General features: G+C 57.1%; 23 protein-coding genes. 15 read left to right on the forward strand and 8 right to left on the reverse strand.

Annotated elements, in window-relative coordinates:
* Nucleotides 1-10 precede the first annotated feature (10 nt).
* On the forward strand, nucleotides 11-505 hold the full coding sequence (locus GH722_20450; protein ID MRG74137.1) for a hypothetical protein: 495 nt from the start codon (nucleotides 11-13) through the stop codon (nucleotides 503-505).
* A gap of 69 nt (nucleotides 506-574) precedes the next feature.
* On the forward strand, nucleotides 575-1531 hold the full coding sequence (locus tag GH722_20455) for a response regulator (protein MRG74138.1): 957 nt from the start codon (nucleotides 575-577) through the stop codon (nucleotides 1529-1531).
* A gap of 138 nt (nucleotides 1532-1669) precedes the next feature.
* On the opposite strand, the gene GH722_20460 is transcribed toward GH722_20455, so the two are convergent.
* The 4 genes from GH722_20460 to GH722_20475 form a co-directional block, all read right to left on the reverse strand.
* Nucleotides 1670-2419, reverse strand: coding sequence for a hypothetical protein (locus tag GH722_20460; protein ID MRG74139.1), 750 nt, complete (start codon nucleotides 2417-2419; stop codon nucleotides 1670-1672).
* Nucleotides 2420-2459: 40 nt separating this feature from the next.
* A complete protein-coding gene (locus GH722_20465) occupies nucleotides 2460-2717 on the reverse strand; it encodes a hypothetical protein (protein MRG74140.1) in 258 nt (85 codons plus the stop codon).
* Between the two features lie 154 nt (nucleotides 2718-2871).
* Nucleotides 2872-3210 (reverse strand): DUF2794 domain-containing protein, encoded by a 339-nt coding sequence (locus tag GH722_20470; protein MRG74141.1) that lies wholly within the window; start codon nucleotides 3208-3210, stop codon nucleotides 2872-2874.
* Nucleotides 3211-3299: 89 nt separating this feature from the next.
* On the reverse strand, nucleotides 3300-3644 hold the full coding sequence (locus GH722_20475) for a hypothetical protein (GenBank protein MRG74142.1): 345 nt from the start codon (nucleotides 3642-3644) through the stop codon (nucleotides 3300-3302).
* Nucleotides 3645-3775: 131 nt separating this feature from the next.
* Between GH722_20475 and GH722_20480 the strand changes: the two genes are divergently transcribed.
* From GH722_20480 to GH722_20505, 6 genes are all read left to right on the forward strand, one after another.
* Nucleotides 3776-4330, forward strand: coding sequence for a redoxin domain-containing protein (locus GH722_20480; protein ID MRG74143.1), 555 nt, complete (start codon nucleotides 3776-3778; stop codon nucleotides 4328-4330).
* Between the two features lie 78 nt (nucleotides 4331-4408).
* The gene (locus GH722_20485) at nucleotides 4409-5068 is read left to right on the forward strand and encodes a tetratricopeptide repeat protein (GenBank protein ID MRG74144.1); all 660 of its coding nucleotides are present in this window, start codon (nucleotides 4409-4411) and stop codon (nucleotides 5066-5068) included.
* Entirely contained in the window at nucleotides 5065-6399 is a 1335-nt protein-coding gene (locus GH722_20490; protein ID MRG74145.1) for a PQQ-binding-like beta-propeller repeat protein, read from the forward strand. Before GH722_20485 ends, GH722_20490 begins: the two co-directional genes overlap by 4 nt.
* An 18-nt stretch (nucleotides 6400-6417) precedes the next feature.
* Nucleotides 6418-7809, forward strand: a complete 1392-nt coding sequence (locus GH722_20495; protein MRG74146.1) for a ribosome biogenesis GTPase Der — start codon at nucleotides 6418-6420, stop codon at nucleotides 7807-7809.
* Complete coding sequence (locus tag GH722_20500; protein ID MRG74147.1) at nucleotides 7802-8659, forward strand: peptidase P60; 858 nt, start codon at nucleotides 7802-7804, stop codon at nucleotides 8657-8659. Before GH722_20495 ends, GH722_20500 begins: the two co-directional genes overlap by 8 nt.
* A 141-nt stretch (nucleotides 8660-8800) precedes the next feature.
* A complete protein-coding gene (locus tag GH722_20505) occupies nucleotides 8801-11182 on the forward strand; it encodes an AAA family ATPase (protein ID MRG74148.1) in 2382 nt (793 codons plus the stop codon).
* Nucleotides 11183-11300: 118 nt separating this feature from the next.
* On the opposite strand, the gene GH722_20510 is transcribed toward GH722_20505, so the two are convergent.
* Nucleotides 11301-11696, reverse strand: a complete 396-nt coding sequence (locus tag GH722_20510) for a hypothetical protein (protein MRG74149.1) — start codon at nucleotides 11694-11696, stop codon at nucleotides 11301-11303.
* Nucleotides 11697-11720: 24 nt separating this feature from the next.
* A complete protein-coding gene (locus tag GH722_20515; GenBank protein MRG74150.1) occupies nucleotides 11721-13820 on the reverse strand; it encodes a hypothetical protein in 2100 nt (699 codons plus the stop codon).
* A 97-nt stretch (nucleotides 13821-13917) separates the two neighbouring features.
* On the opposite strand from GH722_20515, the gene GH722_20520 reads away from it, so the two are divergent.
* From GH722_20520 to GH722_20545, 6 genes are all read left to right on the forward strand, one after another.
* Nucleotides 13918-14982: a hypothetical protein gene (locus GH722_20520; protein ID MRG74151.1), complete on the forward strand. Its 1065-nt coding sequence runs from the start codon at nucleotides 13918-13920 to the stop codon at nucleotides 14980-14982.
* Between the two features lie 77 nt (nucleotides 14983-15059).
* Nucleotides 15060-16751: a 4Fe-4S dicluster domain-containing protein gene (locus GH722_20525; protein MRG74152.1), complete on the forward strand. Its 1692-nt coding sequence runs from the start codon at nucleotides 15060-15062 to the stop codon at nucleotides 16749-16751.
* On the forward strand, nucleotides 16745-17563 hold the full coding sequence (locus tag GH722_20530; protein ID MRG74153.1) for a hypothetical protein: 819 nt from the start codon (nucleotides 16745-16747) through the stop codon (nucleotides 17561-17563). Before GH722_20525 ends, GH722_20530 begins: the two co-directional genes overlap by 7 nt.
* Nucleotides 17527-19530, forward strand: coding sequence for a hypothetical protein (locus GH722_20535; GenBank protein MRG74154.1), 2004 nt, complete (start codon nucleotides 17527-17529; stop codon nucleotides 19528-19530). The genes GH722_20530 and GH722_20535 overlap by 37 nt, the downstream gene beginning before the upstream one ends.
* On the forward strand, nucleotides 19520-20785 hold the full coding sequence (locus GH722_20540; GenBank protein ID MRG74155.1) for a 2Fe-2S iron-sulfur cluster binding domain-containing protein: 1266 nt from the start codon (nucleotides 19520-19522) through the stop codon (nucleotides 20783-20785). Before GH722_20535 ends, GH722_20540 begins: the two co-directional genes overlap by 11 nt.
* A 46-nt stretch (nucleotides 20786-20831) precedes the next feature.
* On the forward strand, nucleotides 20832-21518 hold the full coding sequence (locus GH722_20545) for a 5-formyltetrahydrofolate cyclo-ligase (protein ID MRG74156.1): 687 nt from the start codon (nucleotides 20832-20834) through the stop codon (nucleotides 21516-21518).
* A gap of 29 nt (nucleotides 21519-21547) precedes the next feature.
* Here GH722_20545 and GH722_20550 read toward each other — a convergent pair whose 3' ends face one another.
* Nucleotides 21548-22372 (reverse strand): hypothetical protein, encoded by an 825-nt coding sequence (locus GH722_20550; protein MRG74157.1) that lies wholly within the window; start codon nucleotides 22370-22372, stop codon nucleotides 21548-21550.
* A gap of 371 nt (nucleotides 22373-22743) precedes the next feature.
* Here GH722_20550 and GH722_20555 point away from each other — a divergent pair, with 371 nt between their 5' ends.
* The gene (locus GH722_20555; GenBank protein ID MRG74158.1) at nucleotides 22744-24204 is read left to right on the forward strand and encodes a hypothetical protein; all 1461 of its coding nucleotides are present in this window, start codon (nucleotides 22744-22746) and stop codon (nucleotides 24202-24204) included.
* A gap of 109 nt (nucleotides 24205-24313) precedes the next feature.
* On the opposite strand, the gene GH722_20560 is transcribed toward GH722_20555, so the two are convergent.
* Nucleotides 24314-24835 carry a hypothetical protein gene (locus GH722_20560; protein MRG74159.1) on the reverse strand — a complete coding sequence of 174 codons (522 nt, stop codon included), beginning with the start codon at nucleotides 24833-24835 and terminating at the stop codon, nucleotides 24314-24316.
* Nucleotides 24836-25233: the final 398 nt, after the last annotated feature.

Raw genomic sequence — 25233 nt, forward strand, 5'->3', positions numbered from 1 at the left:
GATTCGGAACATGGACGGATATACAAACGCTGAAGAACGCGCTCTGGAGGTTGTCCGCCAGCTCGACCGCTTTATTCGTGAAGGACGGACACCCGGCAAGGGGATGAATTACAATCAGTGGCAGGAACTTGCCCTGATGGAAATCACCAACGCTGTCCGCGATGCGGAGAAAACAGTACGGGTTCGTGAACATCATAATCTGCGGCTGGTTTTTACCGTTGTTTCCTGCCTGACCACGATCGGTTTCTGGGGTGGCGGATTGATGGTGAACGCTGCCTGGGGGCCTTTTGCCTTTGCTATCTGGACGGTTATTGGCCTGATTTTGCTGATTACCGTGGCCGACCGGCTCGGGCGTCGGCAGATATCGAAATATAAACACAGGCAACGGCTGGGCCGGCTGGAGCGGATTTCAACGCTTGAAGACGAACTGAAGGAACTGGAGGCACAGATCAAGGATCGGAGAAGCCTTGCAGAACAGCTTGGGGCCGATCTGCGGGGGCATTGATCAATGCGTCCGGTTGCTCTTGTAAGACAGTTCGTTGACGCCTAAACCTGCTGTCGAAGGTCAGGGACTATGGCGCACAAGACACGCAGAGATTACAAATACGAAGATATCAGGGTGCTGCTGGTGGAGCCGTCGCGCAACGTGCGGCTGGCGCTCAGGGCATCGCTGAGTGATCTGGGTTTTCGTGATATTCGCGATCTGGGCGAAGCGTCCAGTCTGCGTGAACGGTTCAGCGAACTGAAACCGGACCTGCTGGTTATCGATACGGCAGACATCGGACCGGAAATCTGTGAGCTGGTTCAGGAAATCCGAAATCAGGAAATCGGCGATGATCCGTTTGTGCCGATCATCACCACGACCTGGGAACCGACAGCGGAACTGGTGCGCGACATCATCAACAGTGGCGCTGACGATCTGCTGGTGAAGCCGGTTTCCGTGCAGAAGCTGATTGACCGGATTCAGGTTCTGATTCGCAACCGGAAGCCTTTTGTCGTCACCAGCAATTATATCGGCCCGGACCGGCGTAAAAGTTCCGAACGTGATTCCAGCATACCCCTGATTGAAGTACCGAATATTCTGGCGCTGAAAGCACGCGGCGTTGACGACTGGGTTGAAATTCAGGCGATCGTCGATGCCGCGGTCGGGGACGTTAATAACCAGCGGATGGAGCGTAATGCCTATAGCATAGCCTTTACGGTCCAGTTGATTCTGTCTGCCTACGAAAAGGCGCAGATTGATGAGGAGATCGAGGAGAATCTTGATCTTCTGGTCCGTGCGGTGACGGATCTCAGTCGCCGGATGGTGAACACACGTTTTGAAAATGTCTCTGATCTTTGCGGTCCAATGCTGGTGGTGGTCAGTTCGTTGCAAAACAGCTGGCGCAAACCGTCCCGCAAGGATCTGGAATTGCTGACGCCGTTGTCTCAGGCAATTCAGGGGGCGTTCAATCCGGACGCAAACGAGGTTGATCTTGCACTGGATATTTCCAGAGCCGTCACCGACTTCAACGCACGCCGCAACAGTTAACTCTTCATCAAGGACTGCGGGGCATCCTGTTCCGGGGCAGGGAAACTGCAGGGAAGGACCGAATCTGATGACTGTATTCAAGGCGCTGCTGATTGCGTTGCCGCTGGCACTGTTTGCGGCTTTCGCCGTGTCGAACGGCTATTCCGGCGGGTTCTGAGGCTTTTTCTGGTCTTTTATAATGGCACGAAGCTGCTCTTCGGCTTTGCGCAGATCATGGTTGTTCAGCTTTCGCCGGACGGTTTCCAGTGCGGCACGGGCATCGAAGTTCATGCTGACCGCTTCCAGAATTTTGGGGTCTTCCCGGGCGGCAAGGCCGTACCAGATGTATGAACTGATCAGGTCCTGCTTAACACCCCAGCCCTGTTCCAGCAGCGCGCCATAAACATATTGTGCCGGCGCATACCCGCCGCGTGCAGCGGATATATAACTTTCGATAGCCTTGAGATAATCCTGTGGCACGCCCCGCCCGTGGAAATACATCTGGCCAACGGCGAAATAGGCTTTGGGTAATCCGGCATGCCTGACGGCAAGATTGTAATAACGTAACGCCTGAAGATAGTCCTGGCGCATTCCGTCGCCATTTTCCGACATGCTGCCCAGAGCGTAAAAAGCTTCCGGATAGGCCTGTTCGGCGGCAGCACTGTACCATTTGATGGCACTGGCAAAGTCCCGCCGCAGGATACGTCCCTTGCCCCGTTCATACAGACGCCCCAGTTCGAACTGGGCCCGTTTGTCCCCGGCCTCGGCAGCCTGTTCCCACAGCTCACGGGCCGCCGATACCTGATCAGCCTTGTAGGCCCTGAGGCCGTCTTCATAGCTGGCCGTTGCCGGCACGGTTGCCAGCAGGCTGATTGCAAGGGATATGGCAGTCAGGAGCTGAATTCTCATACCCCTAATATAAGACGCTTAACCCGGAAAGAAATGCGCCTTACCCATATTGGCTGACCGGATGAGGGACCGGCCAGTCAGGGCGGGTTGCAACATCCTTGCTGCCGCAACTGCTGCATCGCATCTGTGTTCCAGTCTCCGGGGCCGGGAAATGTGGCCCGAGTTGTCCGGCCAGCAGGGCCGAATCGGTAATGGCGTAATGTCCGCATCGGTTACACCAGCAAACGAGATTAACCCGAGCTTCGGCCAGTTCCCCCAATGTTGCCGGTGAATAGGCCTGTCGATCCTGTCTGCGCATCTGTCTGTCCTTAATCTTGCCCATGTCTGCCTGATCATTCTGATTGGAACAAAACAAGAACATATATGCGCAAGAAAGCTGATTTGGCGCAAGCCTTCTGACTCACTGTAATGGTTTCAATCGGGGAGGTTCGGGGATGCCCGGTACAGGGCTGTCAGCGTTTGAGTTTGATGAGCTTGGCTTCGAAAACTTTCAGGACTTCACCCAGATCTGCGCCCTGTTTGAGGATTCGCGGGCCGCAGAAGACCTTGTATTTTCCGTTCCGGGCATTTGCCCCGCCAACCTTGCTGATCGCAAACAGAGGGGTTTCATGCGTGCTGCGGAAAACCGAGAAGGTTGCGGCGCCGGGGCCCATATCAATGGCGTAGTCACGCCATTCGCCGCGGGCTACCCGCTGGCTGTACATTTGCAGAAGCCGCATCAGCTCTGCCCGGTCGAATCTTACAACGGGCTGTCGTCGGCGATGATCGCGCAGATTGACGAGATTGCTCATGAACTCCTGAACCGGTTGCCGGTGACAGTCTGAACCTGTTTTCAGGATGGTTCCAGAGAGTTACGTGGCTGTCCAGCCTCTTGGCCGGGTTACTGACCGGGCGGCACCACGGCGGTTGCACCATCCGCATAGGGGTTTGGTTCACGATAGCAGGTGATGTCGCCCAGCGAGCGATAGCAGTAGACCGGCTCTGCCGCAGGCGGGATGCTGTTCGGATCAATGCAGTACTGGTTGCGGGTTTTTACCTTGATCGTCGAACAATCGCGCCCGGTAAGGCTGGAGGCGACGTGATCGGTCAGCGTTTTGTCGGTATTGACGATTGACGCGACTTCCGCTGTTCCGGCAAGTCCGGCGATCGACAGTCCGGCACAGCCGCTCAGCAGAAAGGAGCCCAGTAACAGGGCAGCCAGATAGGTGACGCGCCATAGTTTCATTGTTGTCTCTCGCCATGCCCCGATACTATCGACAGACTATTGCCGACTGTTCTAGCATGCCCGGCAGATGGTAAAGAAGGGGTTAACGCCTTTATCTGAAGCCAGAGCTAATTGATTGAGGGAACGATATCATGGCAGCGAGCGGACCGGAAATCTGCGATTTTGGCTGGAAAGCACCGGAGTTTTCCCTGCCCGGCGTTGATGGCGGTATGCACGGTCCGGCAACAGCAAGAGGAGACAGGGGGCTGCTGGTGATGTTCATCTGCAATCATTGTCCCTATGTCCGCAGTATCATTGATCGCATAGTTCGTGACACGGCTGATCTGGCGGAACTGGGTATCGGTTCCATTGCCGTCATGTCGAATGATACGGAGAGTTATCCTGCGGATTCATTTGACCGGATGAAAATTTTTTCCCGCGAAAATGAATTCGGATTTCCCTATGTCATTGATGAAACGCAGGCTGTTGCCCGTTCCTATGATGCGGTTTGCACGCCGGAGTTCTATGGTTTTAACGCAGATATGGAACTGCAATATCGCGGCAGACTTGATGAATCCGGGCGTGTGGCGGTGCCCGGTGCAAGGCGTGACCTGTTCGAGGCGATGCGTCTGATTGCCGAAACCGGGGGTGGTCCGGACCGCCAGATTGCCAGCATTGGCTGCTCGATCAAATGGCGGGCTGCGTGATTCGTTATTCCATCGTTTGCCAAGGTAGGTCTGCTCCCCTATTTTACCGCGCCCTAACCCAAGGTCCGGAGTGCCCGAATGGCGGACGATGCTGAACAGAATGCGCTAATCAAAGAAGTCGACGAAGATCTCCGTCAGGAGCGGCTTGAGCAATTCTGGAAGAGCTATGGCAAATATGTCATTGGCGCCTGTGTCGCTGTGGTTGTTGCCGTAGGTGGCAATCAGGCGTGGAAAAGCTGGCAGACCGAGCAGACCAACCGGGACAGCGCGACATTCCAGTCGGCGCTTGAAAGCCTCTCGGCTGGCAAGGCTGCTGAAGCAACGACAATCCTGCAGGACTTTTCGGGCGAAGCCTCGGCCGGATATCATGACCTCGGTCGCCTCACTGCGGCTGCGGCTCAGGCGCGCAGTGGCGACGTGAAGTCGGCAATCGCGTCATATGACAGCCTTGCAGCCGATGACTCCGCTGATCCGTCTGTTCGCAAGCTGGCGCGTCTTTATGCGGCAATGACCGCAGTTGGCAGTGAGCCGCATGCTGATGTCACTGCCCGCCTTGAACCGCTGGCCGGTGATCCGAACTGGCGCTTCCTGGCCTGGGAAGTTGAAGCATTGTCAGCCCAGTCCTCTGGTGACAATGCGGCGGCTGTGACGGCTTACAAGCGGATTGCTGATGCCGGTGAGGCACCTGCGAATATCCGGCGTCGTGCAACACAGATGATTTCGGTGCTGGGCGGATGAAACGGCTGACAGCATATAGCGTTGCTGCGATTGGCCTGACGCTGATGCTGTCTGGCTGCGAAAGCTGGTTTGGTGAATCGGAGGCTGATCCGCTTCCGGGTGACCGGATTTCAGTGCTGCTGCATGAACGGAACATCAATTCGGACCCGGACCTTGCAGGTCTGGAGGTCACATTGCCGAGACCCTGGCGGAATCCGGAATGGCCGCAGGCGGGTGGCGGTTCTAACCATGCGATGCATCACGTAGAAGTTGCTGCGGCGCCGAAGGAAGCCTGGAGCCGCGATATTGGTGAAGGTGCCAGTGACGAAGCACGGCTGCTGGTGACTCCGATCGTTGCAGACGGCGTGATTTACGTCATGGATGCAGAATCCGTTGTCACCGCCTACAGAACCGATGACGGCAAGGAACTCTGGGAAGTCGAGATCGCGGAATTATTTCCGGGTGAAGAAGATGACGGACTGTTCGGCGGCGGTCTGGCTGTTGAAGAAGGTCGTCTTTATGTCACCACAGGTTTTGCTCAGGTGCTCGCCTTCGATGCGAAAACCGGAGCTGAGATCTGGCGCAGCCCGACACCGACACCGATGCGGGCCGCACCGACAGTTCGGGGGGGGCGTGTGTTTGTCATGACCGTCGAGAACGAGTTGTTTGCGCTGAGTGCAGCAGACGGCTCGGTGCTCTGGTCCTATATCGGGAACCCTCAGGCCACCAGCCTTCTGGGTGCTGCGGCTCCGGCTGTTGATGGCGGTCTGGTCGTCGCGGCATTTTCCTCAGGCGACCTGTTTGCCTTTCGGGTCGATACCGGCAGCATCGTCTGGAATGATTCATTGCGGGCGGTCCGGCGGACCGAATCCATTGCCAACCTGGCCGATATTCGCGGACTGCCGGTGATTGACCGGGGCCGTGTTTATGCGGCCGGTCACGGCGGTGTGGTTGCGGCAATCGACCTGCGCAGTGGTCGGCGGTTCTGGCAGGCGGAATTCGTCAGTGCCCAGACGCCCTGGGTTGCCGGAGAATTTATCTATCTGCTCACTGTTGAAAATGAGCTGCTTTGTATCACGGCACGTGATGGCCGGGTAAAGTGGGTCAGTCAGTTGCCTTTGTGGGAAGACCCGGAGGACCGCAAGGATCGGATTTTCTGGACGGGGCCGGTACTGGCTGGTGACAGGTTGCTTGTCAGTGGTAGTGATGGCGAAGCCCTTGCAGTTTCACCCTATACGGGTCAGATGCTGGGGCGGCAATCGATGCCCGATTCAGTTTCCCTTCCGCCGATTGTGGCGGACGGCTCAATTTATTTCCTGACGGACGATGCGGAGCTGGTGTCGTACCGTTAGCGGGAGACCGGCTGTAACATGCCATTTACTGTTGCCATAGTTGGCCGACCTAATGTCGGCAAATCCACGTTGTTCAATCGATTGGCCGGCAAGCGGCTGGCGATCGTCGATGATCAGCCGGGGGTTACCCGTGACCGGCGCGAGGGCGAAGGACGGATCGCTGATCTGAAATTCGATCTGTTCGATACAGCCGGTCTTGAAGAAGCGGAAGAGCAGGCGCTCGAATACCGGATGAAACAGCAAACCGAACGCGCCGTGCGCGAGGCGGATGTGACGCTGTTCGTGGTCGATGGCCGCGCCGGACTGACGCCTATGGACCGGCATTTTGCCGACTGGCTGCGGCGTACATCGGCAACCATTCTGCTGGTTGTGAACAAGGCAGAGAGCAATGCCGCCATTCCCGGCATCAGCGAAGCCTGGCAGCTTGGTCTTGGCGATCCCATTCCGATGTCCGCCGAGCATGGTATCGGCATGGATGATCTGTATGAGGCGCTCAAACCCTTGAGCGAGGCAGCAAAAGCTGCTGAACGCACTGATCTGGACCAGCTGGCAGCGGATGAAGATGACGAAGACCCGGATGCCGAGGTCGGACCGCTGCGTCTGGCCATTGTCGGGCGGCCGAATGTCGGGAAGTCCACCCTCGTCAACGCATTGCTGGGCGAAGAGCGGATGCTGACCGGTCCGGAAGCAGGCGTGACACGGGATGCGATCTCCTCGGAATGGATCTGGAACGGCAGGCCGCTGCGGCTGGTTGATACGGCGGGGCTGCGTCGCAAGGCCCGGATCAATGACCGGGTCGAGGAGATGTCGGTTGAATCCAGTTTCCGCGCCATCCGGCTGGCACAGATCGTGCTGCTGGTGCTGGATGCGGACATGATGCTGGAGAAGCAGGATCTGACCATCGCCCGGCACGTTATTGACGAAGGCCGTGCGCTGATCATCGTGGTCAATAAATGGGACGCGGTGACTGACCGGTCGGCGCAGATGAATCTGCTGAAGGACCGGTTGCAGACGTCCCTGCCGCAGGTTCGCGGGGTGCCGATTATTACTGTCTCTGCACTGACTGGCCGGGGGCTGCCCAATCTGCCGGACCTGCTGTTTGAGACCTTTGACCTCTGGAATGCCCGTGTTTCCACGGGGCAGCTGAACCGCTGGCTGGATGCGATGCTGGAAGCCCATCCGCCGCCAATGGTTGGTGGCCGGGTTCTCAAGATCAAATATATCACCCAGGCAAAAAGCCGTCCGCCGACCTTTATCCTGTTTGTGAACCGCCCGGACGATATGCCGGAGAGTTATCTGCGTTATCTGACGAATGGATTGCGGGACAGGTTCGGGCTGGTCGGTATTCCCCTGCGACTGGTTATGCGACGCCAGAAGAACCCTTACATAGACGAGGCAGAAAATGGCTGATCTGGATGCCCGGCTGAACGTTTTTCGGCCAGACCTTGCTGATGAGCGCCTGAAGGGCGTCGTTGAGGCAAAACGTTTTACCAAAGGCAAGCTGCGGCAGGCATCTCAGGTGCTGGCTGTCCATCCGGAACCGGATATCGACAGCGGCATGCTGACCCAGTACCTGTTCGGTGAAACCGTTGAGGTGTTCGAGGAGAATGATGGCTGGGCCTGGTGCCAGAGCGGCGATGACGGTTATGTCGGTTATGTTGACGCTGCGGGTCTTGCGCCATCGATCATTGATTGCACGCATGAAGTCCGCGTTCCTCGAACCTATGTTTATGTCGAAGCCGACCTGAAGAGCCCGACCTTTGGTTTTCTGGGTATCTGTTCACGGGCACGGGTTGTCAGTGTCGAGGGCAGGTTCAGTCAGATTGAAATGCGTGGATCAGAAGATGGTGGCTGGATTTTCACCGACCATCTGGCGGCGCTGGATGATCCGGCGCTGGATTTCGTCGCGGTGGCTGAACAATTCATCAATACGCCTTATCTCTGGGGCGCGCGGGACGGCACGGGGCTGGATTGCTCCGGTCTGATTCAGATGAGTTTACGCCGGGCCGGACATAAGGCACCGCGGGATTCTGATATGCTCGCCACCTCTGTTGGTGATGTTGTCACCGGCTGGCAGGGCAAGCTGCAACGTGGCGACATGGTCTTCTGGACCGGCCATTGCGGCATCATGGTTGATGCGGACCGTCTGTTGCATGCACATGCAACGGCAATGCTGACAACGGTTGAGCCGGTGCAGACGGTCATCGACCGGATACAGAAAATCGAATCACGTGATGTCCTGACTGTGCGTCGCCTGTAACGGTCTTCCGGTTCCGGCAGACGGGTTTTCCTGACATATCGACCTGGTCCCGGTCGCTGTTTGTCGGCAAAGGCATGATGTGCCTATGCTGGTTGAAACAGCGATAATCATCGCAATATCTTTGCTTTCGGGAGGCATGTCATGACAGCGAAACAGATACCGGCATCAAAGGCTGGCCTTCCATCCTTCAGACTGGCAAAGGCCCCGGCGTCCCGGCAGTCCGTCACCGCCTTTGACCTGAGTTCCCACGAACGGGCACGTGCGGCGCTGGACTTCGGGCTCGGCGCCAATGACCCGGGTTTCAATATCTTCGTTGTCGGTGATGACCGTGCGGGTCGTATGACGGCGACAAGGGCGCATCTGGAAGCCTGGGCGGCGGCGCGTCGTCAGCCCCCGAATGACTGGGTTTATCTGAACAACTTCCGCCGTCCGCATAAGCCGAAGCCTTATCGTCTGCCCGGTGGGTCGGGGCGCCGGTTTCGTGACCTCATGCAGACCCTGGTCAAGGATCTGCGGGAACTGATACCGGCGGCTATCAAGGACCCGGGCAGTACCGAGGCTATCCGCGCCGAAGGCATGCGTCTCAATGCCGACCTGCAACGTGAAATTGACGATCTGCGGGAACAGGCACGGACGCAGGGAATTGATCTCAAGATGACTCCGCAGGGGCCGGTGGCAACCCCGCTTGGCGAAGACGGCAATCCCCGCAAGCCAGAGGACCTGACGGCGGAAGATCGCAATGCCTTTGCCGCGGCCATGGCCCCCATCGAGGCTGCGCTGACAGCCATCAATCAGCGGGTTATGGCACAGCAGGAGCAGCTTCGTGCCTCTGCCATCGGCGCACAGCGCCAGATTGTGGCAACCACCGTTGCACCGCGTATTGATTATCTGAGCACAGAGTTTACCGGCCTTGAAGGGCTGGGTCGCTGGCTGACGGAATTGCGGGAAGACATTCTCGACAATATCGCCCTGTTCATGGATGGGCCTGCGGAGACGGCGGGCGGGCATGCCGGTCCGCCAGCACCCGGCCAGCCGAACAGTGCGGAGCAGCGTTATGCGGTCAATCTGCTGTCGGATAATGCTGACCAGAAGACCATGCCGGTCGTGGTCGAAGCACGTCCGACCTATGAAAATCTTTTCGGATCGATGGAATACCGGGTTGATAACGGGGTTCTGGCAACGGACTTCACGATGATCCGGGCCGGTGCCCTGCATCGGGCTAATGGGGGAATTCTGATCTTGCGGGCGGATGCCGTCGCCTCTACGCCCGGTGTCTGGGAATATCTGAAAGGTGCCGTTCGTGACGGGGAAGTCCGGATTGAGGAACAGTACCGGACCGGCTCCATGCCGCTGACAGGTGCGCCGAAACCGAAGCCGATTCCGCTGAATGTGAAGGTCGTGCTCGTCGGCGCTCCCCGCTGGTATTACAGCTTTCTCAGCATGGACCCGGAGTTCTCCGGCTACTTCAAGGTCAAGGCAGATATCGATTCGGACATGCCGGCAACGGCTGCCAATGCACGGGTGTTTGCGGAACTGATTCAGCAGGAAGCGGCAAAGCACGGGCGTAGCTGTAGCACGGATGCGGTTGGCCTGCTGCTGGGGCAAAGCAGCAGATGGGCCAGTGACCGGCGACGGCTCGCAGCCAGTTTTGAACTGGTGGAGGATATCGTTGCCGAGGCATCCCACAGGGTGGCGGACCGGAAAAAATCTGTCGTTGAATTATCTCATGTTCGCGAGGCCATCGACGCCCGTCGCTATCGCAATGCCCGCATTGAAGACCGGTCACAGGAGATGATTGCCGATAATGCGGTGATGATCGCTACCAGCGGTGAAGCGGTGGGACAGATCAATGGTCTGACCGTGCGCCAGCTTGGAGATCATTCTTTCGGTTCGCCAGCACGGGTGACGGCCCGGACCTATGTCGGTGAACAGGGAATCATCAATATCGACCGGCTGACCGGACATGGTGGTCCGATTCAGCAGAAAGGCATGTTCATTCTGGGGGGATATCTGCACGGTCTGTTTTCACGAAAGCGTCCGATCTCCTTTTCTGCCACGGTCACTTTTGAACAGAACTACGGCGGTGTTGAAGGTGATTCCGCCTCGCTGGCAGAACTTTGCGCGATTTTCTCGTCACTGGGCGACCTGCCGGTTCGTCAGGATCTGGCGATTACCGGCTCTGTGAATCAGTTGGGAGAGGCACAGGTTATTGGTGGCCTGCACCACAAGATTGAGGGGTTCTTCCGGACCTGCGAAGAACGTGGCCTGACCGGCAGCCAGGGCGTTATTTTCCCCCGTGCGAATGAAGCCAACCTGGTACTGCGTCAGGATGTGGTTGATGCCGTTGATGCCGGAAAGTTCCATCTCTGGAGCGTGCGGACAGTTGGCGAAGCGATTGAACTTTTCACAGGCCTGAAATGCGGCAAGGCCGGCAAGAATGGCCGCTTCCCGGAAGACACCGTCTTCGGGAAAGTCCAGCAGGCTCTCGACAGTTTCGATACAGCCCTCGACCGGGAGTGCTGAATTTCAAATACCAGCGCAGATCAACCCAGCCTCAGAGAATAATATTTTTAGTTTTCCGATCCTGTACTGGTTTGAGGGAAATAACCCCCATTTGACGGGAAATTAGTGAGTTTTATTTTCAGTATCCCGCGAATGCTTGGATGATTCGTGCTGCTTCCCAGAGATTTTTCGGTTCATAACATAGAGCTGCTTTATATCTGAAGCCGGGGATTACTTCCAGATTGCTATGGCGCCCCGAATTTTCACCAGGTTTGTAGCTTGGGGAAGGTACTGGCGTGATGCCGATAAGGGGCCGCGATTTTGAACTAACAGATATTTCAGGAACCCATAATAAAGTTATGGTTTTATCTTCAACTACATGACCTATGCCGAAGGAGCTGTCGTTTAGAGTATATCTCTGGGTTTTTTTTGTGTGTGAGGATTTTATTAGGCCTGTTGCAGGTAGGGGGCGAAGTGATGGATGGCTGTCCAGCAGATCATTAATTCCGTCTTTCAATGCTTGAACAGAGGTCATTCAGATACCTTTTGAGGTTATAGTTCAGTTTTCCCGCGGCAGGGTGATGGTGAATTCGGTGTGGTTTCCGGGTTTGCTGTCGACGGTTATGCGTCCTCCATGACGTCGTACGATGTCATGGCAGATTGACAGGCCAAGGCCGGTGCCGCTGCCTGTGGGCTTGGTTGTGAAGAACGGGGTGAACAGTTTTTCCCGGATGCCCTCGGGAATGCCTGCGCCATTGTCGCGTACTTTCAGAATGACTGTGTTCCCGGATATTTCGGAGGACAGTGTGACCTGAGGTGAATAATCCTTCGGGCCTGCTGCCTGTCGCTCCCGGACCGCATCGAAGGCGTTGCCGACAAGATTGAGAATCACCCGGTTCAGTTCCTGCGGGACGACCTTTATTTCCGGCAGGTCATCGGACAGCGCATAATCCAGTGTGACATTGAACCCCCGGTCCTGTGCCCGTCTGCCGTGATAGGCCAGTGTGGCGCTTTCCCGGATCAGGGCGTTCAGATTGGTCAGTTCCGGGGCACCGCTGGATTCGCGGGCATGAGCCAGCATGCTTTTGACGATGCTGTCGGCCCTTTTACCGTGGCTGTCGATTCGTTCTGCATTGTTGCGGATATCCTCGATCAGTCCTTCGACATCATCACGTTCCTGCTCCGGGATGGTTTTGATGTAAGGGGCCAGGATTTCCTCAAGCTCTGTCGCCAGCTCGATTGAGCTTTGCGCAAAGTTGGTCACGAAATTCAGCGGGTTTTTGATCTCATGGGCGATCCCGGCAGTGAGGGCACCAAGCGATGCCAGCTTCTCCTGCGAGACGATCTGGTCCTGGGCTTCCCGCAGTTTTTTCAGGGCCAGTTCCAGTTCACTGTTCTTTTGCTGCAATTCCCGGGTGCGTTCATCAACAGCGTTGTCGAGGTTTTCCAGTGTTTCCGTCAGATGGCGCACCAGTGTCCGGTTCTCTTCAAATATTCTTGAGATCGTGGTGAACCAGGGCTTCCAGTTTTCCGGAACATCACCGGGGGCAGCCTCAGCAATATTACGGTTCTCTGCCTCAATATGAGAGATCAGTGCGCGGGCAGGCCGGATGAACTCCCGCTTGGCCAGCTTGTCGGAAATAAACAGCATCACGCCGAGAATCAGAATGACAATGAGAAGAACCCGGATGGCATCATCCTGAAAGGGTGGCTGGAGATAGGGAGAGGAGACGCTGCCAATGACTGCCGCATGAAATGGTGTACCTTCCACACGGGTGCCAAATACCCAGAGATCGCCCGCGTTTATAACCGATCCGGAGGGTGAGGTGGCTGCTGCCAGTACGGCAGGAGAAAGAATTTCTTCCATATCGGGGACAGCGTCGGGGCCGGTTACGCTATTTCTGTCGACAAGTGCGACCGGCGTGCCCTTGTGCAGGATCATGATGGTCAGATCACCAGCCTGTCCGGACAGGGGGGCCAGCAAATTCCCGATCTGCGCCGTTGCCAGAGCGGCGGCAACCAGACGACCGTTCTGCCGAACCGGCGAAGCCGCCGTAATCGTGAGGGGTTCCCGGTCGACGGTCCAGTCCCGTAATGTTCCCGCAGCCCAGGCCTGCTGCATGACTTTCCAGTCCGGCAACGGGCTGTTCATGGCCGATGTCTTCGCCCGTATCCGGACCTGCCAGCCTTCCTGTGTTGCAAACCGGAGGGAGTTCATCAGCGCGTTCTGAGCCACAAGCCCGGTGCTGATCCGGTCGAGGACAATGGAGAGGGACAATACGCTGTTCGGCGGGTCCATCACGGACCGGGCTTCAGGTGCAATGATTTCCACCGGTTCCCCCGCCTTTCCCTGAACAGGGACATTCAGGCGCCAGACAGACGGCTGACCGTCAGGTTCGGGTTGTGGCCGGGCGATGGCTGTTGCATCGAAGACACCGGCACCGGCCAGTCCGGCGATAGACAGGCGATCAACGCTCGCCGCGACACTGAGAATTCGCTCGCTCGCGTGATCCAGCAGTGACTGGCTTTCTGCCCGGAAGGCAATGCTGAGGTCTTTCGTGGGTGGCTCGCTCCCCAGAACCGCCCACAGGGTTGTCATGGCGCAGAGTGCAAGAACGGTAAACCGGAGGATGCGGCTATGTCGGGTCAGAAAGTTCATCCCTGATTATACGACGATCCGGGGGACGGGGGAATGCATCCCTGCCCTGATTGCCGCATCGTGGGCGGGATAAGGTTCTTGCGGTCAATTGGTAAGGATGAAATATTTGATATGTGGCAGTCTGTGGAATTCGGATTGTTGCAAGTCGGGGGAAGAATTCCAGGCCGGCAGAGTTTCAGGGGCAAGGGAGTTTGTTATGTCGCGCTTTGGATGGGTTTTGTTTTTTGCGACGATAGGGTTCGTTACCGGTACAGCCGGATCAGCGAATGCGCAGGGCTTTGATCTGTATTTTCAGGGGCCAAAAGTCTGCCAGGAATGTCACGAAGAAGAATACAAGGTCTGGGAACGGTCGGTTCACGGAACCGGGTTCCGGACGATTCACCGACGCAAGGATGTCTCCGCCAAGGATATTCTCGCTGCGGAAGGTGGCGAAAAAAACATCAGAAAAAACGATACCTGCCTGTTGTGTCACTTCACCCCCTCTCAGGCGAGTTTCGATGCCCCGACGAATATCAATGCTGGCCCGTCCTGCGAGACCTGCCATGGCGCCTCCTCGATCTGGATGCCGATCCATTCGGATTACGGTGGCAAGGACGTCAAGAAAGAGCAGGAAACCAAGGAACATAAGCAGGAGCGTATTCTCGCTTCCTCTGATGCCGGTATGATCTGGCCAAGCCAGCTGTTCGATATTGCCGAGAACTGCATGTTCTGTCATGGCATGACGAATGAGGAATATGATGCCCGTACACTCAAGAACATGATTGAGGCCGGACATCCGGTACGCGGAAACTTCGAGCTGGTGCTCTATTCACAAGGCTCGGTGCGACATCGTTTCTATGATCCGGCAGATCCAAAGAACAATCTGGAGATGACACCGGCACAGCTGGCCCGGATGTTCGTGACCGGTCATGCGGTTGGTTTCGTCAAGGCGCATAGCGCGAAGGACCGTATTCCGACCAAGAAATATGTCGAGGCGCAGCAGGAACGGATTGCGGCTGCCACCAGGATGCTGGAAGCGATCAAGGGCAAGGTGCCGCTGGCCGCCGAGCTGCTGGCCAATCCACGGGCCGGTATTGCCAGAAAGCTGGTCGCCAGCATCAAAGACATGGATCTGCATGCGGAAGTCAAAGATCTGCTGCCTGATCCGAAGGACTATAAGTAACCCTCCGGTCTGACACCGGAGAGACGGAGCAGGTGCGAAGAAGATCGGCCTGCGGCAGGGGGATTGTTTCATGACGTATGGGGACAGGAGGCGACATGGCTGATGTTGTGTCGGTCGCCCGACCCCAGCGATGGGACACCCCCTTTGGTCCGGATATGACGGACGGGGATGTCGATGACCTGCTCCGGCGTCCGGAAATTGCCTCCATCGATCTTGACCGTTTCCCGATACACACACCGCTGACGGGAATCCTGCGCAACGATACCCGGCTTGTGCGTTTTGCACCCGGCGACATCGTGGTGAGGGAAGGGGATTACGGAAATTCGGCCTTTCTGATTCTCGATGGCGGGATGCGGGTGGTGATTGCCCCCAGCCTGCCGCGTAACCTGCTGGGACGGCAGGTGGTCGAGCGGAAAGGCTTTTTTGATTCGGTTGCGCAGTTGTGGCGTAACAGCTGGGTGCCTGAAATCCGGGATCGTCCGGGAGAGTCTTCCCGTATGGTGCGGGATGCCGATCTGCGTGGCGGCGCCCGGGCTTTTCTGCAGGATATTCCGGCGATTATTGACCAGCACCGCACTGCATCGATCAATGCTGGAACCCTGTTTGGTGAACTTGCGGCGCTGGGCCGGATACAGCGCACGGCAACTGTGTTCGCTGAAACAGAAACGCTGGCGCTGGAAATCCGGTGGCAGGGGCTGCGTGAACTGCGGAAATATGACGAGGGCTGGCGCCGGCAGATCGATGCCACCTATCGTTCCAATGCACTGAAAAATCATTTTGAGGAAAATGCCCTGTTCAGGGGGCTGCGTTCGCAGGCGCTGGAAAAAATCGTCGAGACAACCCTGTTCGAAACCTACGGCAGTTTTGACTGGCATGCCTCCTACCGGCAAATGCGCCAGACCGGCGGGGATGTGCTGGATGACGAACCGATCATTGCGCGGGAAGGCAATTACCCGGACGGCTTGCTGCTCATACGGGCCGGCTTTGCACGGGTTTCGGTGAAGCTTGGTAATGGCCGGCGTACCCTGACCTATCTCGGTGCCGGTGATCACTACGGTCTCTCTGCCCTGTATGATGGCTGGAAGACGGGAGAGGCCGGAGCACTCGACACAACATTGTCTGCACTGGGATATGTTGATGTGCTGCGGGTGCCGGCGGGGATGCTTGAAGAACATCTGTTTCCGATTCTGACTCCGGCAGAAGTTCCCCGGGTTGGTGAGCTTGTGGCCCGGTCGCTCGATGAAGATGCGCTGATGGAATGGGCGGTTGAAGAACGCTACGTCAATGCCACACAGGCGATGCTGATCGATCTCCAGAAATGCACGCGCTGCGATGACTGTGTCCGCGCCTGTGCATCAACACATGAAGGCAATCCGCGTTTCATCCGGCATGGCCGGACATTCGATAATTATATGGTCGCCAATGCCTGCATGCATTGTATCGACCCGGTCTGCCTGATTGGCTGCCCGACGGGGGCTATTCACCGTTCGGTCGAAAGCGGGAATGTCATCATCAATGACGAGACCTGTATCGGATGTGCGACCTGCGCCAATTCCTGCCCTTATGATAATATCCGCCTGGTGGAGATACGTGAGGAAACCGGGGCGGTGATGACGGATCCGGAAACAGAACGTCCGATCATGAAGGCGACCAAATGTGACCTGTGTGAAGGACAGCTTGGTGGCCCGGCCTGCGTGCGGGCCTGTCCGCACGATGCCCTGCACCGGATCGACTTCCGTGAACTGGAAGAGGCGGCGAAGCAATGGTGAGCGGCCGGATGCGGGTCTATCTGCTGTGCTGGCTTCTGGCTGCTGTGACGCTCGGGATTGTCGTTCTGCAATATATACGGATCGATAATGCACTCGGGGACACCTCACTGCTGACCGGCTATGTGCTGTATGCGTCGCTGGTCTTTCTGGCGCTGTTCAATCTGCGTAAACGCCTGTCGATGGTGCCGCTTGGCCGTGCTTCCACATGGTTTGCGCTTCACATCGTGATCGGCCTGCTCTCGGTCGTGCTGTTCTGGCTGCATACCGGGACTTTCTGGGCTCTGGGGTTATATGAGCAGGTTCTGATGCTGCTGTTCTATGGTGCCTGTCTGACCGGAATAATCGGATATGCCATTCAGCGAATCATCCCGGCCCGGCTGATACAGACCGAATATGAGGTCCTGTTTGAGCGGATACCAGGTGAGATCGCGGAGATCCGGGCCGAGGTCGAATCGCTTATTCTGCGCTGTACGGATGTCAGCGGGGCAGACACCCTGGCCCGGCATTACACGGAAACGGCTGACTGGTATTTTCGTCAGCCGCGTTTCTTGCTCAGCCATGTGTTTGGTACGCAGGCCGGAGAGCACTGGCTGCATCAGAATATCGGGATTGTCCGGCGATATCTTCGCGATTCGGAACTGCCTTATCTCGACCGCCTGTATGAACTTGGCCAGCGCAAGAACCGGATCGACCAGCATTATGCCCTGCAGGGGCTGATGAAGATCTGGTTGCTGGCGCATCTGCCCCTGTCAACGGGCCTGATTACGCTGGCGACATGGCATCTGATCATTGTTCACGTGTATGCGCTATGATCGACTTTTCCAAATTCCGCTATTTTGCCAGCGCTTACGAACGGCCCACCTTCAAGTATCGCTGTGGCCGCATGGCGCGCTGGGGCAAAGCCTGTGCGCGGGGGCCAAATATCAATGGCAGTTGCGGGGGCATTACCGAATGTACCCCTCTGTTCCGCGATGGCAGACATTATTGCAGACGCCCGAAGCGTGCAGGTGGTGACTGTTTCGATGGCCCACTGCCGGATGGCGCCTGTTCGCAGAGCCATCCTCCCTGTGCGCCGAAGCGGACTCTCAGGGTCTGGCGGGGACGGGCAGCGCTGGTCGCGATCTTTATCGTGATCTCGCTGATTGCGATTTCAATGACCTCCCGTCCGGACGGGGTTGCCGGTCTGGCTTTTGTCGATCCGGGGCCGCTTTCCGGACATCACGCAAATCTGTCGATTGATGGCTCGGTTGCCTGTAGCGCCTGCCATGCGTCGGCAGAAGCCAGCGCAGATACCTGGCTGGCATCGGTCGTTACACATGCCGATATGGACGGACAATGTATCGACTGTCACGGCTTTGACGGTCCGTCGAATGTGCCCCATAACCGGACATTGTTCGGGGTGACCAGACCTGAACTGGGTGAGACCAATTGCCGCTCCTGTCATAAGGAACATAAGGGCGCGGAGGCTGATATCAGCAAGCTGACGGATGCCCAGTGCAATACCTGCCACCTGATTCGCTTCGACAGCTTCAGCAAGGATCATCTGGATTTTGTGAAGCCGTTTCCCTACCGGAAACGCAACAACATCATTTTCGATCATGCCTCTCATATCGGGAAGCATTTCTCGGACCCGAAGACAGCGGCCAATGCCCCGGCCAATTGTAATGGCTGTCATCTGACCGAGCAGGCAGCACGCTATGTCCCTGTCGTCGGATATCAGGAAGCCTGTGCCTCCTGTCATGAGGATCAGGTAGTTGGCCGGGAGATGGCCGTCCTCCGGTTTCCGGAATTCGATCAGAACTATCTTGAAGAATCGGATATTCTGGAGGCCTGTGGCCTGACCGGCGAACAGGCCGTTGATCTGGTCGAGCGGCTGAAAGCTTTCGAGCAGGGTGATCGTCCGGACCCTCGGGAAGCCGAGGAATATTTTGCTTATTCGCTGGAGCAGGCGACGACCATCGGTTCGTTCCTGACCGGTATCGATATTGATGATGTCACCGGGCAGAGCGAGCCGCTGCAGCAATTGTTCCTGGCAATGGCGAGAGCAGGGCAGGACCCGCTGGTTGACCTGGCGACAGGGCAGACGACAACAGCCGAGGCAAAACAGCTGTTTGCCGGACTGAGTCCGGAACTGGCAAGGCAGACAGCCTGTCAGTGGGCGCGGAATGTGGAATATGTCAGGCCGGATGCGGAGCGACCGCGCGGCTGGGGGGCAGATGAATTCAGTCTGCTGTACCGGGCGATTGGCCATGCCGACCCGGTCATGAAGGCATGGATGGATTTTGCGGCAACCGCACCGGGAAAAATCACGGGAGAAGAAGACAGGGAACGGGCACTGGCCATGCAGGCCTTGTTCGCAGACCGCAAAACCGGGCCGGGGGCCTGTGCCAAATGCCATGCACTGGAAGATGTCTCGATCAGTGACGGAGGCGAGCAACTGGCATTCAAATGGACCTATTACCGTGATGAGCAGAGATCACAGAAATTCTTTGATCATCGGCCCCATCTCGGGTTGTCCGGCCCTGAAACGGCCTGTGAAAGCTGTCACCGGCTGGATGCGGAAGCCGATTATGCGGGCAGCTTTGAAGGCTTTGATCCGACGCTCTTTATCAGTAATTTCGGTTCTATCGAACGATCAGGCTGTGTCGATTGCCATAATGAAACCGGCGTCCGGGAGGACTGCACACTCTGCCATCGCTATCATGAAGGTCCGAAATTCAACAAACCGGTGACCCGTTATATGGTCCAGCCGAAAGGGGAGGGTGGTGATGGATCCTGATTTTCTGGTCTCGGCAATTGCGACCCTGTTTCTTTCCCTGATTTCAGCCTGGGTATTGTGGCTGGGCATTGATGCCGTGCGAAGCCGTTCGATTGTCCGGCGTTCCGTGGAAGCCGAGCACAAATTTCTGCAGGCCCGTGTTGCCCAGATCATGGCCCAGAAAGACTTCGAGAAGGAAAAGAAAGAGCTCTCCTGGAACGGTTATCGTAAATTCGAGGTAACGGAACGGCGCAACGAGGGCGGGGATATCACGTCTTTCATCCTCCGGCCCCATGACAAGAAAAGCCTGCCCCCCTTTCTCCCCGGTCAGTACCTCACCTTCAGCCTGGCTGCCGGAGACTGGTCGAAGCCGCTGATTCGCTGCTATTCCCTGTCGGATTCTCACAAGCCGGACTGTTATCGTGTCAGTATCAAGCGCATCGATCGCAATCCGGATATTCCGAAATCACACCCCGGACGGGTTTCCAATCATTTCCATCAGATGATCCAGCCCGGCGCCATTGTCGATGTGAAAGCGCCGAGCGGACAGTTCTATCTCGATATAACGAAGTCACCGCCGATTGTACTGATCGCGGGCGGCGTTGGCCTGACGCCCCTGCTGTCGATGCTGAATGCGGTTGTCGAAACCGGCTCGAAGCGTGAGGTCTGGCTGTTCTACGGTGTTCGTGATGGCTCCCACCACATCATGCGTGAACATCTGGCACACCTGGCGCTGGAAAACGAGAACATCAATCTTCGGGTCTGCTACTCATCACCACGGCCCGGTGATGTCGAAGGCCGGGATTATCACCATCAGGGGCGGGTGACGGTTGACCTGCTGAAAGCAGAACTGCCCTCAAGCAACTACCGCTATTTCATCTGTGGCCCGGCCAATATGATGAAGCAGATGACCGCTGACCTGAAAGCCTGGGGGGTGCCGGAAAACCACATCAATTACGAAGCGTTTGGCGCGGCGACGGTCAAGAATGTCGCAGCCACTGCCATTGAGAAACCGGCCACGGCCCTGAAGGTGGAATTCACCCGGTCCGGCAAAATTCTCGACTGGGATTATGAGTCGGAGAGCCTGCTCGATTTCGCAGAAAGCCATGGCATCCCTATTGATTCAGGCTGTCGGGCAGGAAATTGCGGAACCTGCCTGACGGCCGTCAAATCCGGTGATGTGGATTATGTCACGGAGCCGGGAGAACCGCCGGAAACCGGTTCCTGTCTGACCTGCATTTCTGTTCCGAAAGCTGACCTGAAACTGGACGCCTGATCTGTTCCGGAGTCATACTGTCCCGGTTCCAGATAAGGAGGCATTGATGGCGGACGATGATGTTCCCTACCGGGGTTTTGCATCTCCCCCCTGCTTCATGCACGAAATTGATCCCGAATATATGGGGATCCCGCCAGAGACGGATGAACGGCAGGCAACAGATGTAAAACGCTGGCGCAAGGCTGAGCGATTGCGGCTGCTGGATGAACGCCGGAAGCTGGCTCCGAAAGTCCGGCAAACCCTGACCCGGCAGCTAGAGCAAAACCTGACGGCGTTTCTGGCGACTCTGGGAACCATCTGTATCAGTGGTTACTGGCCGATTCGCAGTGAGCCGGATCTGCGGGATGTCCTGAAGGATGTCATCGCCAGAGGGGGCAGTGCGGCATTGCCGGTTGTGGCACAGCGCAATCAGCCGCTGATATTCCGGGCATGGTCACCGGGTGACCGGCTGGAGCGGGGTATCTGGGATATTCCGACACCGCCGGCTGAGGCAGAGACGGTCCGGCCAGATGTGCTGCTGGCCCCCTTCCTCGGGTTTGATGGCGATTGTTATCGTCTGGGCCATGGCGGCGGCTATTTCGACCGCACGCTGGCGGCACTTGATTATAAACCTGTGGTGATCGGTGTTGGTTTTGCCATGGCGAAAATTCCGACGATTTATCCGCAACCTCACGATATTCCGATGTCTGTCATCATTACGGAGTCGGATATCCTGCGGCAGCCGCAGGGCTGAAATGCCATAGCGGCTGCCGGGGGCAGGGGTTAAAGCCAGGATGGCGGCGTGTCAGCCGGATGCCGGATCAGGCTGACCGGGCCGAGATCGGTTCGCAGTTCTGTATCAACTGTCCTGTCGGCAACGGCGATTGCGGCGATCCAGACAGGATCTGGCGCTGTGAGACCGGTCAGCTTCTCAGCTGTCGGGACATCGACAAAAGTCAGCGCGCCCCGGTCCAGTTTCAGGTTCCATCCGACAGCTGTCTCTGTGGCGTCACGACCGGTGAAGCGGGCGAATCGCCCCGCGGCTTCTCTGGGGTCGGGTCCGGCCACCAGAACACCACTGAGAGCCCGCGCACGATTTCCTTCGGCCAGATACCGGTCCGGCCAGACCGCATCCGGCGTATAGTGGGTGCAGAACTGGATACGCCCTTCCGGCATGCCGGGCGGTTGCAGGCGCAGTACGGTAAAGGCGGCCTCGCCGTCCGCCGTCTGGCGACGGAGTTCGACCGGCGACTGTAAACTGAAACCCTGACTGTCCAGGGCGCCAGCAGTCACATTGGCATCCGGTGTGGTGAAACAGATCAGATGCAGCCCTTCATAACGGTCAATCGCACTGTTCATCTGTGCGGCCAGCGGTGTGTCACTGACCGGTGTCAGAACCTCGATATAGCCGCGTCCGAACATGGCGCAGCGATTCGCCGTCCCTGCCGGCTTGCCGTTGTTCTGCTGTTCGGTGAAGGGGGTCAGCGTGATGTCGAGCCCGCCCATGGCCTCTGCAACCTTGTCGATATCCCGCACAAAGCAGCCGACATGGTCGAGAAACACCTGCCCGGAGGCGGGGAGTTGCGGGGCATCAAAGATATTGGTCATTACGTATCCTGAACAGATCGGTTGGAGGGTGTCGAAGGCAAAGCACAAACCGTTGCCCTGACCTTGTCTAATCCTCTCACCTCAACCGGTTTCGGGCAAACCTGTCGGAGCCGGAGACAGGCGGGTCTTGTCGTTTGTCTGGTGACATCTGCGGCTCGTTGACAAGACTTGAAGATGTTTGACTTGGGAAATCAGGGGAAAAATCAATTGTCTTTTAGGCTTATTTGAATTCAATCCCTTGGACTCTCCAAGCAGACGATCGGGAGTCCTTGATAATTACATAAGTTACTTTCCCTTTTTCTTGATCCGACACAACATCTGGTATACCAAATATGGTTAACCGAGTCGGTGTGATGGGGAGACGCCTTTTAATGTCTGTAATCAAGCGCATGAAACATCTGTCGATTGTCGGCTTGCTGGCTGCCAGTCTTGGCGGCTGTGGTCTGGCGCAGGAATCTGACAGTTTCTGGCAGAACGGGTTCTGGAACGAGAAGCCTTCTGCGAATGCGGTGGCGACTTCTACGGACCTTGGCCTGGCTGAACTTGCCAAGGGGAATTATTCGCTGGCGGAGGCACATCTTGCGGATGCGCTGCGCAAGGATCCGAATGATCAGTATGCAAACCTTGCCGCAGGCCTGTTGTACCAGAATACCGGACGTCCGAAGGAGGCCGCAGCCTTCTATCAGCATCTGTCGCGGCTGAGCCCGGCACAGGGTGCGATGTTTGCGGTTCCCGGGCGGGCCAATCTGCAGCCGATCGGTGATATCGCATCAACCAATCTGGCGCTTCTGACCGGTCCGGACATGAACACCTTTGGTATGCCGGGGACCACGAATGAAGGCTTTCCACAGGCTGCGGCACCGGTGGCAGCACCGATGCAGCCGGCGCCGGCAACATCTCTCAATCCGATGTCCTCAGTCGTAAATGCACCGGCCTCCCAGATGCAGTCAGGGCTTCAGACGGCTCTGGGTGAAGGGGGCGCGCAGATGTCAGATGCGGCTTTCCAGAATATCGTGACCCGATTCGAAGCGGTAAACCGCCTGCTGAATGTCGGCCTGATTACCGAAGATGAATTCCGTGATCGCCGCAGCTCCAATATCGGTGCACTGCTGCCGTTAACCAAGCCGGCTCCTGCGACCGGGCTGGATCGTCCTGTCCCGCCACCGAGCCAGATTGCCGGACGGCTTCAGGCCTTGTCGAAATCATTGCAGATGCGGGCCATTTCACCGCAGGAACATGCGGCTGAGCGCTCGATCATCCTGGATGCGCTGATGCCGGCGAATCCGAATGTCCGCTCTAATCCTGCTCCGCCGCCGACAGGACTTCTGGAAGCAGCGGATGCAGTGCGTCGACTCGGAAAACTACAGGCGGGCGGTCTGATTACGTCTGATGAATATTCCGCGGAACGTGCAGCGATTGAACGCGAGTTACAGGCAAATGGCGGTGCACCGGGTACGGTTGCAGAACCAATGATGGAGCCGAAAACGACGGGAGCCACGGCTTCCGGCCCGCGCCGGGTGACAGCACCGGGTGGTACGCCGCCAAAACCGGCCCTGCAGGCTTCTTCTGGTCCGCAGCCGGGGATTCACCTCGCCTCCTACCGCTCGCGTGGCGCGGCAATGGAGGGCTGGAAAACCCTGCAGCGTAAATATGGCTCAATCCTTGGTAATTTCGATGCCGAACTGAGCGAGGTGAATCTTGGGGCGACGAAGGGCACCTTCTACCGGCTTATTGCCGGACCGGTGAGTTCAACCGGCGACGCCCGGAGAATATGCTCGGGACTGAAGTCTTCCCGGCAGTTTTGTGAGCCGGCAATTTTCCCGCAGGGGTGACAATCTCCGGATGACCTGAGCGGCTGCTTGCCCGCAGAGAGACAGAAACGGCAATAAAAAGCCCCGGTCGCAAGGCGCCGGGGCTTTTCGTTTGTCCGAAGCGTGAAACTCAGTTCACGGTGATCAGTGGCTTGGGATCTTTGGCAACGGGGGCCGAATTGAACAGCCGCTGTGCAGAGGCGCTGCCATTCGGATTGCGGGGGGCGACAACCATCCGCACTTCAGAGCCACCGAGCTTCATCGATTCAATCTGGATCGTGGCGACACGTTCTTCACGTGTATAGGCCATAACCGACTGATTGGTTCTGACGGCCGTGATTTCTTCCCAGCCGAATTTGGGCATTTCACCCTTGAAGAAATCGAACATATCGGAGTGCTGATGGCCGGTATCCAGCACGAGCTGGCCTGACCAGGCATCATGACCGCCGAATACGACGGTTTCCGAGACGTTCATCTCGGCATCTTTCGGCACCGGGATATCTGTGAACTGGGCAAAGGACGGATACCCGCTCGGACCAGGGCCGGGTTTGGCCTGACTGGTCGGCTTCAGCTTGGTGAACTCGGCGCAGCCACCAAGCGCCGCAGTTGACAGTGCGGCTGCAGCCAGAATGGCTACCCCAACTTTACGCATGCCGGACTACTCCTTACGACATTAATTCCGAAACCAGTCCTACAGGATGAACGGTTAATGGATGCTGAATGTCCGGGAACTGGATGAGAAGATGTTCCTTTAGTCGTCAGAATATGGCGGGCTCACCATATCTGGTGGCGCTTGAGGCGCATTCCCTTACAGGAGCGGGCTGTAGTTGCGGGGGAGCAGGGCTCTCCATATAGTATCTGGCAAGGCGCAGGGCGCGCTTTCTGCGGCCTTTTGAAATTAAATGACTGAAATGTCATTTTTCTTTCGAAAGGCATTTGACAGGTAGGCGGTGCGCCCATATAAACCGCCTCCCGACGCGACGAGCATCGGGCCACCGGAAAAGAACGGCGGTTTTGGAAGCTGGTTTCGGCTGGTGGAAGAAGGCTCTT

Source organism: Alphaproteobacteria bacterium HT1-32, from assembly GCA_009649675.1.
Lineage (GTDB): Bacteria > Pseudomonadota > Alphaproteobacteria > Rhodospirillales > HT1-32 > HT1-32.

What these genes read in the sequence shown, in the direction of transcription:
- GH722_20450 (MRG74137.1), top strand. Translation starts at nt 11, where the DNA reads ATGGACGGATATACAAACGCTGAAGAACGCGCTCTGGAGGTTGTCCGC.
- GH722_20455 (MRG74138.1), top strand. Translation starts at nt 575, where the DNA reads ATGGCGCACAAGACACGCAGAGATTACAAATACGAAGATATCAGGGTG.
- GH722_20460 (MRG74139.1), bottom strand. Translation starts at nt 2,419, where the DNA reads ATGAGAATTCAGCTCCTGACTGCCATATCCCTTGCAATCAGCCTGCTG.
- GH722_20465 (MRG74140.1), bottom strand. Translation starts at nt 2,717, where the DNA reads ATGCGCAGACAGGATCGACAGGCCTATTCACCGGCAACATTGGGGGAA.
- GH722_20470 (MRG74141.1), bottom strand. Translation starts at nt 3,210, where the DNA reads ATGAGCAATCTCGTCAATCTGCGCGATCATCGCCGACGACAGCCCGTT.
- GH722_20475 (MRG74142.1), bottom strand. Translation starts at nt 3,644, where the DNA reads ATGAAACTATGGCGCGTCACCTATCTGGCTGCCCTGTTACTGGGCTCC.
- GH722_20480 (MRG74143.1), top strand. Translation starts at nt 3,776, where the DNA reads ATGGCAGCGAGCGGACCGGAAATCTGCGATTTTGGCTGGAAAGCACCG.
- GH722_20485 (MRG74144.1), top strand. Translation starts at nt 4,409, where the DNA reads ATGGCGGACGATGCTGAACAGAATGCGCTAATCAAAGAAGTCGACGAA.
- GH722_20490 (MRG74145.1), top strand. Translation starts at nt 5,065, where the DNA reads ATGAAACGGCTGACAGCATATAGCGTTGCTGCGATTGGCCTGACGCTG.
- GH722_20495 (MRG74146.1), top strand. Translation starts at nt 6,418, where the DNA reads ATGCCATTTACTGTTGCCATAGTTGGCCGACCTAATGTCGGCAAATCC.
- GH722_20500 (MRG74147.1), top strand. Translation starts at nt 7,802, where the DNA reads ATGGCTGATCTGGATGCCCGGCTGAACGTTTTTCGGCCAGACCTTGCT.
- GH722_20505 (MRG74148.1), top strand. Translation starts at nt 8,801, where the DNA reads ATGACAGCGAAACAGATACCGGCATCAAAGGCTGGCCTTCCATCCTTC.
- GH722_20510 (MRG74149.1), bottom strand. Translation starts at nt 11,696, where the DNA reads ATGACCTCTGTTCAAGCATTGAAAGACGGAATTAATGATCTGCTGGAC.
- GH722_20515 (MRG74150.1), bottom strand. Translation starts at nt 13,820, where the DNA reads ATGAACTTTCTGACCCGACATAGCCGCATCCTCCGGTTTACCGTTCTT.
- GH722_20520 (MRG74151.1), top strand. Translation starts at nt 13,918, where the DNA reads ATGAAATATTTGATATGTGGCAGTCTGTGGAATTCGGATTGTTGCAAG.
- GH722_20525 (MRG74152.1), top strand. Translation starts at nt 15,060, where the DNA reads ATGGGGACAGGAGGCGACATGGCTGATGTTGTGTCGGTCGCCCGACCC.
- GH722_20530 (MRG74153.1), top strand. Translation starts at nt 16,745, where the DNA reads ATGGTGAGCGGCCGGATGCGGGTCTATCTGCTGTGCTGGCTTCTGGCT.
- GH722_20535 (MRG74154.1), top strand. Translation starts at nt 17,527, where the DNA reads ATGGCATCTGATCATTGTTCACGTGTATGCGCTATGATCGACTTTTCC.
- GH722_20540 (MRG74155.1), top strand. Translation starts at nt 19,520, where the DNA reads ATGGATCCTGATTTTCTGGTCTCGGCAATTGCGACCCTGTTTCTTTCC.
- GH722_20545 (MRG74156.1), top strand. Translation starts at nt 20,832, where the DNA reads ATGGCGGACGATGATGTTCCCTACCGGGGTTTTGCATCTCCCCCCTGC.
- GH722_20550 (MRG74157.1), bottom strand. Translation starts at nt 22,372, where the DNA reads ATGACCAATATCTTTGATGCCCCGCAACTCCCCGCCTCCGGGCAGGTG.
- GH722_20555 (MRG74158.1), top strand. Translation starts at nt 22,744, where the DNA reads ATGTCTGTAATCAAGCGCATGAAACATCTGTCGATTGTCGGCTTGCTG.
- GH722_20560 (MRG74159.1), bottom strand. Translation starts at nt 24,835, where the DNA reads ATGCGTAAAGTTGGGGTAGCCATTCTGGCTGCAGCCGCACTGTCAACT.